The sequence below is a fragment of the Kitasatospora sp. NPDC097691 genome, assembly GCF_040302665.1.
Lineage (GTDB): Bacteria > Actinomycetota > Actinomycetes > Streptomycetales > Streptomycetaceae > Kitasatospora.
In genome coordinates this window covers 26159-41462 of the sequence record NZ_JBEORY010000012.1, presented here as the reverse complement: position 1 = coordinate 41462, position 15304 = coordinate 26159, and the positions used below count along the sequence as shown (strand labels likewise).

At 74.3% G+C, this 15304-nt stretch carries 13 protein-coding genes; 8 read left to right on the top strand and 5 right to left on the bottom strand.

All coding sequences use genetic code 11. From position 1 onward, the window contains the following. Positions 1–175: 175 nt before the first annotated feature. The 3 genes from ABTY56_RS11355 to ABTY56_RS11345 all read right to left on the bottom strand — a co-directional run bounded on the left by ABTY56_RS11355 (position 176) and on the right by ABTY56_RS11345 (position 4268). Positions 176–1540, bottom strand: coding sequence for an FAD-dependent oxidoreductase (locus tag ABTY56_RS11355; protein ID WP_350628342.1), 1365 nt, complete (start codon positions 1538–1540; stop codon positions 176–178). Positions 1541–1717: 177 nt separating this feature from the next. After that, on the bottom strand, positions 1718–2557 hold the full coding sequence (locus ABTY56_RS11350) for a slipin family protein (protein WP_502893086.1): 840 nt from the start codon (positions 2555–2557) through the stop codon (positions 1718–1720). 271 nt (positions 2558–2828) lie between these two features. Next, complete coding sequence (locus ABTY56_RS11345) at positions 2829–4268, bottom strand: MFS transporter (RefSeq protein ID WP_350628340.1); 1440 nt, start codon at positions 4266–4268, stop codon at positions 2829–2831. Positions 4269–4425: 157 nt separating this feature from the next. Between ABTY56_RS11345 and ABTY56_RS11340 the strand changes: the two genes are divergently transcribed. Then, positions 4426–5349: a LysR family transcriptional regulator gene (locus ABTY56_RS11340; protein WP_350628338.1), complete on the top strand. Its 924-nt coding sequence runs from the start codon at positions 4426–4428 to the stop codon at positions 5347–5349. Between the two features lie 135 nt (positions 5350–5484). Beyond that, on the top strand, positions 5485–6666 hold the full coding sequence (locus ABTY56_RS11335) for an MFS transporter (RefSeq protein WP_350628337.1): 1182 nt from the start codon (positions 5485–5487) through the stop codon (positions 6664–6666). Between the two features lie 80 nt (positions 6667–6746). Here the strand turns inward: ABTY56_RS11335 and ABTY56_RS11330 are convergent, their stop codons facing one another. Next, positions 6747–7607 carry an NAD(P)H-binding protein gene (locus ABTY56_RS11330; protein ID WP_350628336.1) on the bottom strand — a complete coding sequence of 287 codons (861 nt, stop codon included), beginning with the start codon at positions 7605–7607 and terminating at the stop codon, positions 6747–6749. 321 nt (positions 7608–7928) lie between these two features. Between ABTY56_RS11330 and ABTY56_RS11325 the strand changes: the two genes are divergently transcribed. Continuing rightward, positions 7929–8579, top strand: a complete 651-nt coding sequence (locus ABTY56_RS11325) for a helix-turn-helix domain-containing protein (RefSeq protein WP_350628334.1) — start codon at positions 7929–7931, stop codon at positions 8577–8579. Positions 8580–8894: 315 nt separating this feature from the next. Here the strand turns inward: ABTY56_RS11325 and ABTY56_RS11320 are convergent, their stop codons facing one another. Then, positions 8895–9713, bottom strand: a complete 819-nt coding sequence (locus ABTY56_RS11320) for an alpha/beta fold hydrolase (RefSeq protein WP_350628332.1) — start codon at positions 9711–9713, stop codon at positions 8895–8897. A 200-nt stretch (positions 9714–9913) separates the two neighbouring features. Here ABTY56_RS11320 and ABTY56_RS11315 point away from each other — a divergent pair, with 200 nt between their 5' ends. From ABTY56_RS11315 to ABTY56_RS11295, 5 genes are all read left to right on the top strand, one after another. Further along, a complete protein-coding gene (locus ABTY56_RS11315) occupies positions 9914–10474 on the top strand; it encodes a helix-turn-helix domain-containing protein (protein WP_350628330.1) in 561 nt (186 codons plus the stop codon). Between the two features lie 135 nt (positions 10475–10609). Further along, positions 10610–11848, top strand: a complete 1239-nt coding sequence (locus tag ABTY56_RS11310) for a styrene monooxygenase/indole monooxygenase family protein (RefSeq protein ID WP_350628328.1) — start codon at positions 10610–10612, stop codon at positions 11846–11848. 130 nt (positions 11849–11978) lie between these two features. Next, positions 11979–12524 (top strand): hypothetical protein, encoded by a 546-nt coding sequence (locus ABTY56_RS11305; protein ID WP_350628327.1) that lies wholly within the window; start codon positions 11979–11981, stop codon positions 12522–12524. Between the two features lie 117 nt (positions 12525–12641). Beyond that, positions 12642–13562, top strand: coding sequence for a phytoene/squalene synthase family protein (locus ABTY56_RS11300; protein WP_350628325.1), 921 nt, complete (start codon positions 12642–12644; stop codon positions 13560–13562). A gap of 482 nt (positions 13563–14044) precedes the next feature. Next, a complete protein-coding gene (locus ABTY56_RS11295; protein ID WP_350628324.1) occupies positions 14045–15139 on the top strand; it encodes a sugar ABC transporter substrate-binding protein in 1095 nt (364 codons plus the stop codon). The last annotated feature ends 165 nt before the right edge of the window (positions 15140–15304 follow it).

The window sequence follows — 15304 nt, the reverse complement described above, 5'->3', positions numbered from 1 at the left end:
CCGCTCCGGAATCGGCCGAAATCCGGTCGGCGTGGCCCGGTGTCGGTTCAGTTGTCGGTTCCGGAGTCGGCTCCGCTGTCGGTTCCGGAGTCGGTTCCGTTGTCGGTTCCCGTGTCGCTTCCGGTGCCGGTTCCGGGGGAATTCCGGTGGTTTCCGGTGAAGGAGCGGGGAGCGCTCACGCCCCGCTGTGGCGGAGCATCTCCTCGCGCTCGACGACCTTGACCCGCTCGCGGCCCTCGGCCTCGCCGAGCGCGCGCTCGTGGGCGTCGAGCAGCTGCCAGCCCGCCCAGGTGGTGTACCGGACGCCCTGGCCGCGCAGGTGTTCCTCCACCGCCGCCGGATCGGGCTCGGTGGCGCCGGGCAGCCAGCCGGAGGCGTGGTCGTCCAGCAGGCAGGCGACGGTCTCGTTGGCGTCGCCCTTGGTGTGGCCGATCAGGCCGACCGGGCCGCGCTTGATCCAGCCGGTGACGTAGGTCGCGGTGCGGTGCGAGCCGTCGCCGTCCACGACCCGGCCGGCGGTGTGCGGGACGGTGCCGGAGACCGGGTCGAAGGGCAGCTTGGGCAGCTCGTCCGAGTAGTAGCCGACGGCCCGGTACACCGCCTGGACGTCCCAGTCGGTGAAGCGGCCGGTACCGCGCACATTGCCGGTGCCGTCCGGCTCGGTGCGCTCGGTGCGCAGCCCGACCACCCGGCCGTCCTCGCCGAGGATCTCCGCCGGGGACTCGAAGAAGTGCAGGAAGACCCGGTGCGGGCGGTCGCCGACGTCGCGGATCGCCCAGTTCTCCAACGTCGACGCGACCAGGTCGACGTGCTTGGCCGCGCGGCGCTCGGCGATCGAGCCGGCGTCGTACTCGATGTCCTCGGGGTTGACGATCACCTCGATGGTGGGGGAGTGGTCCAGCTCGCGCAGCTCCATCGGGCTGAACTTGGCCTGGGCCGGGCCGCGGCGGCCGAAGACGTGCACCTCGCGGGCGCGGTTGTGCTCGAGGCCCTCCTGGACGTTCCCGGGGATCTCGGTGGGCAGCAGCTCGTCGGCGGTCTTGGCGAGGATGCGGGCGACGTCCAGCGCGACGTTGCCGACGCCGAGCACCGCGACCTTCTCGGCGTCCAGCGGCCGGCTGCGGGGCACGTCGGGGTGGCCGTCGTACCAGGAGACGAAGTCGGCCGCGCCGTAGGAGCCGTCCAGGTCGATGCCGGGCAGGTCCAGCGGCCGGTCGGCGGTCGCGCCGGTGGCGAAGACCACGGCGTCGTAGAACCGGTGCAGGTCGTCGAGGGCGAGGTCGGTCGGGTAGTCGACGTTGCCGAACAGCCGGACCTGCGGCTTGTCGAGGACCTGGTGCAGGGCCGTCACGATGCCCTTGATGCGCGGGTGGTCGGGTGCGACGCCGTAGCGGATCAGGCCGAACGGGGCGGGCATCCGCTCGAACAGGTCGATCGAGACGCCCGGCGTCCGGGCGGCGTCGGACTTCAGCAGGGCGTCGGCGGCGTAGATGCCGGCGGGGCCGGCTCCGACGATCGCGACTCTGATCGGGCGAGGCATGACGGGCGGTCCTCCGGTCGGGCGCAGCGGGAGGTGGTCTGGACCCGTTCAGCCAACCCCGAGGTGGGGCGCGGATGTAGTCGGTTCGGATCTATGGGGCCATAGAGACGAGCTATGGGTACGCGGCCACTCGGAGCGGCCGGCCCGGGCGGGTGCCCGGGCGGCCGCGCGGGGTGGTCAGCTTCCGTCGGCCGGGGACTGCGCGGGTACGGCGGGCGGCTGGGTCGGGGCTGCGGCGGCCTTGCCGCTGTCGGCCGAGCCGTCCGCGATCCGGGCGGCGGAGGCCTCGAAGAAGCGCAGCAGCTCCACCGGGAACGGCAGCACCAGCGTCGAGTTCTTCTCCGCCGCGACCTCCACCACCGTCTGCAGCAGCCGCAGCTGCATCGCCGCCGGGGTCTCGGCCATCTTGACGGCCGCCTCGGCGAGCTTGGACGCGGCCTGGAACTCGCCGTCGGCGGTGATGATCCGGGCCCGACGCTCGCGGTCGGCCTCGGCCTGGCGGGCCATCGAGCGCTTCATCGAGTCGGGCAGGCTGACGTCCTTGATCTCCACCCGGTCGATGTGCACGCCCCAGCCGGTCGCCGGGCTCTCCAGCATGACCTCCAGCCCCTGGTGCAGGTTCTCCCGGCCGGAGAGCAGGTCGTCCAGCTCGCTCTTGCCGATGATCGAGCGCAGCGAGGTCTGGGCGACCTGCAGCATGGCGAAGGCGTAGTTCTGCACGTCCACGGTGGCCTTGATCGGGTCGATCACCCGGAAGTACAGCACCGCGTCGACGCTGACCGAGACGTTGTCCTTGGTGATGCCCTCCTGCGCGGGCACCGGCATGGTGATGACCTGGACGTTGACCTTGCGCATCCGGTCCAGCACCGGCAACAGCAGGGTGACGCCCGGCTCGCGGACCCGGCCGCGGACCCGCCCGACGCGGAACACCACGCCGCGTTCGTACTGCTGCACCACCCGCACGCCGGTCACCAGCCAGAGCAGGAGCACCACGGCGACGATCACGGCCACTGCCACGATTCCGACCTCCCCCGTCGCGGCGCAGCCGGGCCGGGTCCGGGTGGGCCCTGTCGCTCGGTGCGAGCCGCGCAGCACAGTATGCTCCCTGGTCGCCGGGCCGGACAGACACGTGCGGGGCGGTTTTGACGGATCTTTGGCAACCGCTTCACCGTCGGGCGCCGACGCCCCCGAGCCGACGCTCCCGAGCCGACGCCCCCGAGCCGACGCTCCCGAGCCGACGCCCCCGAGCAGGCGCCCCCGAGCAGGCGGCTCGTCAGCGGAGCGTTCCTCAGCGGGCGCCGACGCGCTCGGGCTGCGGCGCGTCCGGTGCCGCTTCGGCCCCGGCCCGGTGGCGCGGGCGGCCGGCCGTGGCGTTGATCGCCGCGACGGCCAGGCCCAGGCCGAGCGCGACCAGCCAGGCGCGCCGCTGGTCCAGGTGGGGTCCGGCCGCGACCGAGGCGAGCACGGCCACACCCAGGGTGTTGCCGAGCTGGCGGGAGGTGGTGGCGAGGGCGGAGGCCACGCCCGCCCGCTGCGGAGGCAGGCCCGTCACCGCGGTGTTGGTGATCGGCGGGTTGACCAGGCCGAACCCGAGCCCGAGCGCCAGGTACCCAGCGGCGTACGGCAGGTAGCCGTCGCCCCCGGCGGCCAGGGCGAGCAGTCCGGCGCCCAGCGCCAGCAGCAGGCCGGAGCCAACCAGCAGCCGGCGCGCGCCGACCACGTGGATCAGCCGCCCGCTCAGCGGCGACACCACGGCGATCGCCAGGGTCGCCGGGAGCAGCGCGAGTCCCGTCTCCAGGGCGGAGGCGTGCCGCTGCTGCTGCCAGTACACGCTGGACACGAACAGGAACCCGGCCAGGATCGCGAACACCAGCACCGCGCTGACGGTGGCGGCGGTGAAGGTCGGGCGGCGCAGCAGCGCGAGCGGGAACACCGGGTGCGCGCGGCGCCGTTCGACGGCGACGAACGCGGCGCCGCCGCCCAGCGCCAGCACCCCGCAGACGACCGTGGTGACGCCGCCGAAGCCGTGGTGGGCGCCGTCGATGAGCAGTTCGGTGGCGGCGAACACGGCGACCGCGCCCAGCGCCAGCCCGGCCGGGTCGAGCGGACGGGCCGTGGCGCCCCTGGTCTCCGGCATCCGCACCGACGCGCCCAGCGCCAGGGCGGCCACCGGCAGGTTCACCAGGAAGATCCACCGCCAGCCCAGGGCGTCGACGAGTGAGCCGCCGACGAGCGGTCCGACGGCGGCGGCCAGCCCGAAGATCCCCGCCCAGAAACCGATCGCGCGGGCCCGGCGGACCGGATCGTCGATCGCCGTGGTCAGGGTGGACAGTGCGTTCGGGCCGAGCAGCGCGGCGCCGCAGCCCTGGAGGACGCGGACCGCGATCAGCTGGTCGGCGCCGCCGACGAGTGCGCAGCCCAGCGAGCCGGCCCCGAAGACCAGCAGCCCGGCACGGAACATGGTGCGCCGGCCGAGCCGGTCCCCGAGCGCACCGGACAGGAGCAGCAGCACCGCGAGGGTCAGCGTGTAGGCGTCCACGATCCAGGCCAACTGCGAAGGGCCGGCGGACAGTTCTGTGCGCAGGGCGGGCAGCGCGACGTTCACCGCGGTGGAGTCCAGGCTGGTGATGAACATCGAGGCGCCGCAGACGACGGTCAGGCCGACGGGGCCGAGGACACGGCGTTCGCGCGGCGGTCGGTGGACGCGCCTGGGCAGGGCGGAGGGCATGCGGGACCCCTTCCGGGTCGTGGGCGGAAGCGGCGACGGACGGGGCGCCGCCCCGGCGCGGAGGGCCGGTCGGGCGGGTTGCGGTCGCTCTCCTTCGAACCTAGGCCGCCTCCAGGTTTGCGGCAATCGGCAAAACGGCAACTGCTAGTTTCACCTGGTGCAACTGTCCTCGGTCGACCTCAACCTGCTGGTGGTCCTCGACGCCCTCCTGGAGGAGGGATCCGTCACCCGGGCCGCCCACCGGCTCAACCTCTCCGTCCCGGCCACCAGCCGCGCCCTCGGCCGGCTGCGCCGCGCCTTCCAGGACCCGCTGCTGGTGCGCTCGGGCCGCGGGCTGCGACCCACCGCCGCCGCGGTGGACCTCCGCCCGCGGCTGCGGCTGTGGCTCGAACAGGCCGAGCAGCTCCTCGACCGTCAGGCCCGGCCGCTCGACCGGAGCCTGACCGTCGTCGCGCCGCAGGACCTGATCGTGACCCGGAGCGCCGACCTGCTCGCCCGCCTCGCCGGGTCCGCGCCCGCCGCCGAACTGCGCCTGCTGGCCTCGGACGGCGGGCGGGACGGCGCCGAGGCCGTCCGGGACGGCACCGCCGACCTCGCCGTCGTCGTCAACGCGGCCAAGTACCCGGACCTGCGCTCGCTCGGCCTGGTGCGGGCGGGGCTCACCGCCGCCGTCCGGACGGGCCACGGGCTCACCCGGGGCGCGATGACCGTCGAGCGCTTCGCCGCCGCCGAGCACGTCCTGGTCTCCCGCAGCGGACGGCCGGAGGAGGCGCTCGACCGGGAGTTGAAGGACGCCGGCCTGCCCCGCACCGTCCGCTGCGTCGTCCCCGGCTACCTCGCCGCGCTGCAGCTGGTCGGCCGGACGGACCTGGTCACCGTCGCCCCCGCCGCGCTGGTCCGGGAGCTGGGCGCGGCCCTCGGCGTGGTGCCGGTCGACGTTCCGGCCCGGCTTCGGCCGCTGCGGGTCACCCTCCTGTGGCACCCGCGCCGGGACCAGGACCCGCTGGTGCGGCTGCTGCGGGAGAGCCTGGGCGTGCTGGCCGCGGAGCTCACCGGGGAGGGTGACGAACCGCCGCACTGAGCCGGCGCATGAGCCGCCGTGCCGGGTCGAGGTGCCGGGTCGAGGCGCTGAGCCGCCGTGCTGAGCCGCCGCGCCGGGTCGAGGTAGTGGAGCCGGACCGCACCGGTGGCCCGTTCGGGCCGGTACCGTCACCGGGTGACCACGACGAGCAACTCCACGTCGCCGGAAGCCGGTTCCGACCGGCCGCCGCTGGTGACCCGGGCCCTGCTGCTGCGCTTCGTCTCGCTGTTCGGGTCCTCCGTCGGCTTCAACCTGCTGCTCTCCGCCGTCCCGCTGTACGCCCAGGAGTCCGGCGGCGGCGAGCACGCGGCGGGCCTGGCCACCGGAGCGCTGATGCTGGCCACCGTCGTGGGCGAACTGGCCACGCCCGCGCTGACCGCCCGGTACGGCTACCGGCCGGTGCTGGCCGCCGGGTTGGTGCTGCTGGGCGCGCCCGCGCTGGTGCTGGCCGCGACCGGTTCGATGGCGGCGGTGGTGGCGGTCTGCCTGCTGCGCGGGATCGGCTTCGCGATCGCGCTGGTGGCGGGCGGGGCGCTGACGGCCTCGCTGATCCCGGCCGAACGGCGCGGGGAGGGGCTCGCGCTGGTCGGGGTGGTCTCCGGAGTGCCGTCCGTGTGCGGCCTGCCGCTCGGCGTCTGGCTGGGCCAACACGTGGGCTGGGGCTGGGTGTTCGCGATCGGTGCGGTGGCCCCGCTGGCCGCCGTCGCCTCCGTCCCCGCCCTCCCGGACCGCACGGCGGCGGCCGGTCCGGCGGTGGGCCTGCGGGAGGGGCTGCGCAGCGCCGCCCTGCTGCGACCGGCCACGGTGTTCGGCGCCACGGCGCTGGCGGCGGGAGTCATCGTCACCTTCCTGCCGCTCGCCGTCCCGTCCGGCGGAACCGTCGCGGTCGCACTGCTGGTCCAGCCCGGGGCGGCGACGCTCGCCCGCTGGGTGGCCGGGCGGCACGGGGACCGGCGCGGCTCGGCCGGGCTGGTGCTGCCCGCCCTGCTGGCCTCGGGGGCCGGGGTGCTGCTGCTGACGTGGACGGACAGCGCGGTGGCGGTCGTCGCGGGGGCGGCGGTGTTCGGCGTCGGCTTCGGCATCGCGCAGAACGCGACGCTGGCGCTGATGTACACCCGGGTGCCGGCGTCCGGGTACGGCACCGTGACCGCGCTGTGGAACGTCGCCTACGACGGGGCGATGGGCGTCGGGGCGGTCGCGTTCGGGGCGGTCGCGGGCAGGACGGGCTACCCGTGGGCGTTCGCCCTCACGGCGGCGGTGATGCTCGCGGCGCTCGCCCCGGCCCGGTGGGACCGGGGGAGCGCCGCGGCGGGGTGAGGTCCGCGCCGGGGCGGGCGCGCCTTCCGCCGCGGGCGGCCGCGCCGTGAGGGGTGACCGCCCGTAGATATGACTGTCCGTCAGGCGCTGAAGACGGCCGCGTGCTCGGCGGCGAACTCGGCGAAGGAGCGGGCCGGACGACCGGTCAGCTTCTCCACGTCCGGGCTGACCGCCGAGGCGTGCCCGGCCGCGTACAGCCCGTACAACTCGACCATGCCCTCGGCCCGCCACGGGTCCCAGCCCGCGCCGACCATCCCGGCCAGGGCCTGCTCCGGCGCGAGCGCGGTGTACGCCACCTCGCGGCCCGCCACCGCGCCCAGCTGCTCGGCCAGCTCGCCGTGGGTGAGCCCGGCCGGGCCGGTCAGGGTGTAGACGGCACCCTCGTGGCCGTCGGTCGCCAGCACCTCGACGGCCGCCGCGGCGACGTCCCGGGCGTCCACGTACGACACCGCGCCCGTGCCGCCCGGCACGGCCAGGGTGCCGGCCTTCACCGACTCGGCCATGCCCAGGAAGTTCTGGTAGAAGCCGTTCGGCCCGAGGACCGTCCACGGCAGGCCGGAGGCGCGCAGGTGGTCCAGCCCGCTGACGTGCGAGCCGACGAAGCGCACGCCCTCCGGGCGGTGCTCGACGCCCGCCGCCGCGTGCAGCACGATCCGCGGGCGGCGCCCGGTGCGCACCGCGGCGTCGATCACGTTCCGCTCGTGCCCGGCCATCTCGGGGTGCACGGCCACCAGCAGGTAGACCACGTCGGCCCCCGCCAGGGCCGCGTCCAGCGAATCCGGGTCCGCGAAGTCCGCGGCCACCCGCTCGACCGCGTCGTCCCACTCGGCCGGCCCCGGGGACCCGGCGCGCACCAGCGCCCGCACCGCCGCACCGCGCTCCCGCAGCCCCACGACCACCTTGGACCCGACCGTACCGGTGGCACCCGTCACGACGATCACGGATGGCACTCCTCCCCGTTGTGAACCCGGACCTGATTCCGCGTCAGGCCGATGATCGCAGCCGGGTGGTGGGCGATCAAGGCCGGATTCCGGGCGCCGCGATCCCCGGCCGCCGCACCGGCGATGGTGCGTGCCGACACGGCCGACGGTGCGTGCCGACACCGCCGACGGTGCGTGCCGACACGCACGGGCCGGGCCGTTGCTCGACTTGCCGCAGGGCGGGCGCTTGGATGGGTCCGCCCTGGTCAACCCGACGGACCCGCAGCGGGCTGCGCCCGGCCCGCGGCCCGAACACCCCCGGCAAGCCGAGGAGTCACCACCGTGCACGACACCCCCGACCCCACCGTCGTGGCCCGCCGGATCGCCGAACGGCGGGAACAGCTGGGCCTCGGCGAGGAGGACCTGGCGCGCCGGGCGGCGATGGCGCCCCGCTACCTGCGGCACCTCCTCGAGGCCGGGCCCGGCTTCGACCCCGGGGGCTTCGTCCGGATCGCCGCCGCCCTCGGCAGCAGCCCCGACGAACTGCTGGCGGGCCGCGCCGACGCCCCGCCCGGACACGGCGGCCCCGGGCCGCGGCCGCGGTTGCAGAACCTCAGCGAGGCAGAGTGCTGGGAGCTCGTCGGCACCCACGGCATCGGCCGGATCGGCCTGTCGGTCGAGCCGGGGCCGGTGGTGCTGCCCGTCAACTACGTGGTCGACCGGGCCTCCTTCGCCTACCGGACCGGTGTGCGCCATGCCACCGCGCCGGAGGAGGGCGCGGCGGTCTCCTTCCAGGTCGACCACATCGACGAGTACCTCGGCCGGGGCTGGAGCGTGCTCGCCCTGGGCCCGGCCCACTACGTGGACGACCCGGGGGAGCTGGAACGCCTGGCCGGCCTCGCCGGTGCCGCGCCGTGGGCGGGCGGCGACCGGCCGCGCTGGGTCCGGATCCGGCCCGAGGAGATCAACGGCCGACGGCTGGTCACGGGCTGAGCCGTCCGTCGCTGCCCGTCGGAGGTCGGTGCCCGGCGACTGCGGCATCATGGCGGGAGTGGGCGGGCGAACGCCTCGTCGCCGTCGACGTCCCGCCCGACGTCGAGCCCGACGGACTGCTCGCCGTCACGGCGGCGCTGGTCGAGGCCGGACACGCCCGCCGGGAGTGGGCCGACGCGATGCCGTTCGCCGCCCGCGCCTCCTGACGCCTCCTCAGGGCGCCGCGCGGCGCCGCCGGGTGCGCGATGCGCGCGGCCGTGTCACTCCTCCTCTCGGTCGGACGACCGGTGTGCCCGACGCGCCGACACAGGGCCGTCAGTCGAGGTCGAGCAGCTCGCGGACGCGGTCGGCGACGAGTGCGGGCTGCTCGGCCTGGATGAAGTGGCCGGAGTCCACGCGCTCGTACCGACCGTCGGGAAGGGCCTCGGTCCAGCGGCGCTGGTGTTCCTGGAGGGCCGGGTGGGTGCGTTCGCCGCCCCGGCGGGGGCGGTCGGCGGACAGCAGGACGGTCGGGCAGGCCGGGGGCGTCGGGGGCTGGGCGCGCAGCCGGGGGACGGCGGCGGCCACGGCGCGGAACTCGCGCCGGGTCTGGCTGATGCCGGCCGGGACGAAGTCCTCGGCGAGCATGGTGGTGTACGTGTCGGGCGGGAAGACCCGGCGGACCTCTCCGCCGGCCAGGCGCGCGACCGCCCGGACCCGGAGCAGGGGCCCGACGACCGCGAGCGTCCGGTCGACCCGCCGGGCGATCTGCTCCATGGCGTCGTACGCCGGGGCGGTCTCCGGCGTGGGGTCGACCAGCAGCACCCCGCGCAGCCGGGGTGCCAGCCGCTCGGCGGCGAGGCGGGCGACGAGGCCGCCCATGCTGTGGGCGACCAGCACGAAGCGGCCGGGGACGGCGAGGTCCGCCAGGGCGACCAGGTCGGCCGCCAGGTCCTCGACGGTCAGCGGCGCGTCGCTGCGTGGGCTGCGGCCGAAGCCGGAGCGGTCGTACGCGACGAGTCGGGCGCGGTCGGCGAGCAGCGGCAGGACCGGGTCCCAGGAGGTGCGGCCGAGGCCCTGGCCCGCCTCGAAGAGGACGTGGTCGGTGCCCCGGCCGGACTCCTCGACGTACAGCGGCCGTCCGTTGACGGTCACTTCCCGCCCGCTCGTCCGACGTGCCTGCGGTGCCTGCGATACCTGTGGTGCCTGCGATGTCTGTGGTGCCTGTCGTGCCTGTCGTGAGTGCCGTTCCTGGCGCATGTGCCGGTCCCCCCGTTCCGCGCGCCCGGATCCGCTTTCCGGGCGCTGACTGTTTTCATCTTTGAGAATGGTAGCGGCTGTGAAATCGTGGAGCAATGGACCACGATCCCGCCGACCTCCTCCTCCACCCGGTGCGCCTGCGCGTGGTGCACGCCCTCGCCGGGGGCCGGGTGCTCACCACCACGCAACTGTGCGAACGCCTGTCGGGCGTGTCGAAGGTGACGGTGTACCGGCACGTCGCGCTGCTCGCCGAGGCGGGCTTCCTGGAGGTCGCGGCGGAGCAGCGGGTGCGCGGCGCGGTGGAACGGCACTACCGGCTGCGCGAGGACCGCCCGGCGGTGGACGGCGCCACCGCCGCCGGGATGTCGAGGGAGGACCACCGCCGGGGCTTCGCGGCCGCGATGGCCGTCCTGCTCGCCGAGTTCAACGCCTACCTCGATCGGGACGACGCCGACCCGACCGCCCAGGGCGTCTCCTACCGGCAGGGCACCTTCTGGCTCAGCCCGGAGGAAATCGCCGAACTGAGCGGGGAGTTGTTCGCGGTGCTGGCGCCGAGGCTGGCCAACGGCCCGGCGCCGGACCGGGATCCGTACCTGATCAGCCCGATCGTCTTCCCCGCCGCCGACTCCGCCGGGCCCGCCACTGACGAACCGTGAGCGAAACCGCCGGTCCGAAACCCGCCCCCGCTGCGCGGCCCGTGGACGCGCGCGCCGATGACTGGTATCCAGGCCACGGGGCAGCCGGACGGAGCCGCTGCCGCGCCGGGACGTACCACCAGGAGAGCAGGGGCGATGCGCAGAGTTCTGATCGTCGGTGCCGGGCAGGCCGGACTCCAACTGGCCCTCGGGCTGCAGGCCCACGGCTACGACGTGACGGTGCTGACGGACCGCAGCGCGGAGGAGGTGCGCGCCGGACGGGTGCTGTCCACCCAGTGCATGTTCGACTCCGCGCTGCGCACCGAGCGCGCCCTCGGCCTCGACCTGTGGGCCGACGAGGCGCCCCGGATCGAGGGCGTCGGGGTGTCGGTGGCCCTGCCGGAGGCGGCGCGGATGATCGACTGGGTGGGGCGGCTGGACGCCTACGCGCAGTCCGTCGACCAGCGGCTGAAGATGTCCACCTGGCTGGAGGCCTTCGCCGAGCGCGGCGGCCGGGTGGAGCTGCGCACGGTGACCGCCGCCGACCTGCAGCACCTGGTCGGCTCGTACGACCTGGTCCTGGTCGCCTCCGGCAAGGGCGTGCTGGGCTCGCTGTTCGAGCGTGACCACGCGCACTCGCCGCACGAGCGGCCGCAGCGCGCGCTGGCCGCCGCCTACGTGCACGGGCTCGCGCCGCGCCCCGAGCACGACTTCCCCGCGGTGCGCTGCAACGTGGTGCCCGGCATCGGCGAGTTCTTCGTGATGCCCGCCCTGACCATGTCGGGGCCCTGCGACATCCTGCTCTGGGAGGCCATGCCGGGCGGCCCGGCGGACGCCTTCGACGGGCTCCGCGACCCGGCCGAACACCTGCGGGTGACGCTGGAGTTGATGAAGACCTTCACGCCTTGGGAGTACGACCGGGCCCGCTCCGGCGTCGAACTCACCGACGCCGGCGCCACCCTGGCCGGGCGCTTCGCCCCGGTGGTGCGCCGCCCGGTCGGCGAACTGCCGGGCGGCGGGGCGGTGTTGGGTGTGGCGGATGTCGTCGTCACCAACGACCCGGTCACCGGGCAGGGGGCCAACAACGCCGCCAAGTGCGCGGCGGTCTACCTGGAGGCGATCCTCGCCCACGGCGACAAGCCCTTCGACCGCGACTTCCAGCAGGCCGCCTTCGACGGCTTCTGGGAGATCGCGGGCCCGGTCACCACCTGGTCCAACGCGATGCTCGCCCCGCCGCCGCCGCACGTCCTCGACCTGCTCGTCGCGGCCGGCGAACACCAGGCGGTGGCCGACCGCTTCGCCAACAACTTCAACGACCCGGCGGACGTGGCGCGGTGGTTCCTCGACCCGGCCAAGGCGGCCGCGTACCTGACCTCGGTCACGACCGGCAGCTGAAAGGTCAAAAGCTCCCCAAGTCGGGTGCGATCACGCGTCGATCATGGTGGGTTCGTGTCGCCCCCTCACCGAGGGGGACATTCGGCTCGGAACGCGAGCAGTACGGACATCCGGACAACAGGAGACAGTGGTGGCGGTCGACGGGGGCAACATGGCCCAGGCTGTGATCGATACGGCGTACAACGAGCGAAAGCGACTGCACACCGGCCGCAGCCGGACCACTACCATGATCGTGCTGGGCGTCCTGGCCGCGATAGGCCTGTTCCTGGCGCTGGTGGTCGGCAAGTCCGACCCCGACACCGCGCCGACCTGCGACGGCCACACCATGACCCGGGACAGCGAGTGCCGGATCTGGTCCAACCACGGCGGCGGGGGCACCTACTCCTACGACGAGATGATCGACCGCCGGGAGTCCTCCGACGGCGTGTGGCGGGTCATCGGCTTCGGCGGCGCCGGCCTCGCCGTCGTCCTGATGGCGGTCGCGTACACCAAGCTCGACCCGAACCGCCCCTGGGGCAAGCCGGTCAGTGCGGCCTGCCCGCGCTGCCGGGAACTCAACCTGCGGGAGAAGCTCACCGTCCACAGCATCACCAAGGGCCGCACCACCTACCGCTACAGCGGCATCGTCACCCTCTGCACCCCGGCCTGCGGCTTCTCCACGATCCGCCAGCGCTGACCGGTCCGGGGTGCCGGCCCGGGGCCGGCCCCTCCGGTCCCCGCCCCCGGGCCGGGACCGGAATAGGCCGTCGGGCTCCCACCCACTACGCTCGGCCCCGATCGAACAAACGATTGGGTGAACCGAGTGAGCAGGTGGGAGCGGGCGCTGGACGCGGCCGGCGTGCACGACCCCGGGCTGCGGGCCGATTACGGCCGACAGCGCCGACAGGTCGCCCGGTACAAGCGGGAGGTCACCCTGGCCGCCGGCCTGCTGCTCCCGGACCGCACCGTCCCGCACGTGATCGCGGCCGCCGCCTTCATGCACCGCACCGACACCCTGCTCGACAGCGGCCCGCTCGCCGAGCGCCGGGCGGCGTCCGCCCGGTGGCAGCGGGATGTCACCGGGAGCCTCGACGCCGACCGCACCGACGACCCCGAGCTGCGCCCGCTGCTGAACAGCGTCGCCGCGCACCCCGCCCTGCGCGGGCACGTCCTGGACTTCCTGGCCGCGGCCGACGCGGACCTCGACTTCACCGGGTTCGCCACCGAGGAGGAGTACCAGGCCTACGTGGACGGGTACTCGCTGCCCGGCTTCATGCTCGTCGCCGGACTGCTCGGCCCGGACGGCGACCAGGCGGCCTACCGCGCCGCCTGCCGCACCTACATCGACGCCGCCCAGCGGCTCGACTTCGTCAACGACCTCGCCGAGGACCTGGCCGAGGGCCGGCTGACCGTCCCCGCAGAGACCCTGCGCCGGCACGGCGTCACCCGGGCCGACCTGGAACAGGCCCGCGACCTGCCGGCCGTCCGGACGCTGCTCGGCGAACTGCTCGACCGCGCCGACCGCACCCTCGCCGAGGGCGGCGCCGTCGTCGAACTGGTGCCGGCCGCCCACCGGCCGATGGTCCGCTGCCTGCTCGGGGTGGACCGGCTCGTCAGCGCCGCCGCCCGCGCCGACCTGGGCGCGCTGCTGCGCCGCTCCGCGAGCCCCGCCAAGGGGGCCGCGCTGCGCCTGCTCGGCCGCGAGTACCTCCGGGCCCGCCGACTGCGCGGCTGAGGGGTCGAGCCGGGGCCGAGGGCTTGCGTTGTCCGCTCGCGCCACCGCTGAGGTTCCGTCAGATCCCGGTCCGGGTGCGTGAGTCGGCCCCGTAGGGCGGGCCGAGCCGGGATGCGGCGTCGGCGGGTCCGCTGCCACGGGTCCGCAGCCGACCTGCGGACTATACCCCAGCCGACACATCTTGAACGCATCAGCCCCAGGCGTCACTGCCAGGGCTCCTACGGTGTCCCGTCCGTGTTGAACCGCCGCAGAAGTCCCCGCCTGCCCCTGCCTGCACACTGTCATCGTCACTGATAGTCGCGACAGCGCCGCATTGCGTGTTCATGGCACCCCTTTCAGGTGATGGATGCGTTCAGGAAGATAACGAAAAGGCCCCGCCTTCTCTCGCCTTGGATTTACTTCTTGACTCCATCTGGCAGATGCGGGTTGACTCCCTCCCACTCCGCCGCACCGTCGCGGCGACGTCAGGGAGGCACCCCCACATGAACGCAATGATGCGTCGCGCCGTCATCGCCACCGCAGCCGTCTCGATGGCCCTGTCCATGGCCGCCTGCGGCAAGGCCGGCAGTGACAAGAAGGACTCCGCCGCGAGCGGTGACACCAAGTCCATCGGCCTGCTGCTGCCCGAGAACGCGTCCTCGACCCGCTACGAGTCCTTCGACCGGCCGTTCATCGAGGCCAAGGTCAAGGCGCTGTGTGCGGACTGCAAGGTGCTCTACAACAACGCCGAGGGCAGCGCAGCCAAGCAGAAGCAGCAGTTCGACACCCTGATCGCCCAGGGCGTGAAGGTCATCGTCCTGGACGCCTTCGACGCCACCTCCACCCAGTCCTGGGTCAAGGAGGCCGCCGCCAAGGGCGTCAAGGTCGTCGCCTACGACCGCCTGGCCACCGGCCCGGTCGCCGCCTACGCCTCCTTCGACAACGAGAAGGTCGGCGAGCTCCAGGGCCAGGCGCTGGTCGACGCGCTCGGCGCGCAGGCCGCCGACGCCAACGTCGTCATGATCAACGGTGACGACGCGGACCCGAACGCGGGCCAGTTCAAGGCCGGTGCGCACAAGGTGCTCGACGGCAAGGTGAAGAAGGTCGTCTACGAGCAGTCCGGCGAGTGGAAGCCCACCGTCGCCGGCCAGAAGATCGGTGCCGCGATCACCCAGCTCGGCAAGGACGGCTTCCAGGCCGTCTACTCCGCCAACGACGGCATGGCGGGCGCCATCATCACCCAGCTCCAGGGCGCGGGCATCAAGGTCCCGGTCGGCGGCCAGGACGCCGGCCTCGACGCCATCCAGCGGATCGTCAACGGCGACCAGGCCTACACCATCTACAAGGCCTACAAGCCGCTCGCCGACAGCGCCGCCGAGCTGGCCGTCGACCTCCTGCAGGGCAAGGACGTCAAGTCCGTTGCCACCGGGACCGTCGACAGCGCCACCGACAAGGGCATCCCGGCCAAGCTGCTCGACCCGAAGGTCGTCACCAAGGCCAACATCAGCGACACCGTCATCGCCGACGGCCTCTACAAGGCCGCCGACATCTGCACCGCGGACTACGCCGCCGCCTGCGCCACCGCCGGCCTGAAGTAGCACCGCCCGGGCGGAGCTCCCCGCCTCCCCGGGGAGCCCGCCCGCAGCTCGCGGCCGGCCCCGGCCCGCCCCGACAGCCCCTTTTCGACGTTCACCCGCCCGCTCCGCACGGCGCGCGGGCCACCCCGGCCGCCCACCCACCGTCACGGCGCGCACGGGAAGAAG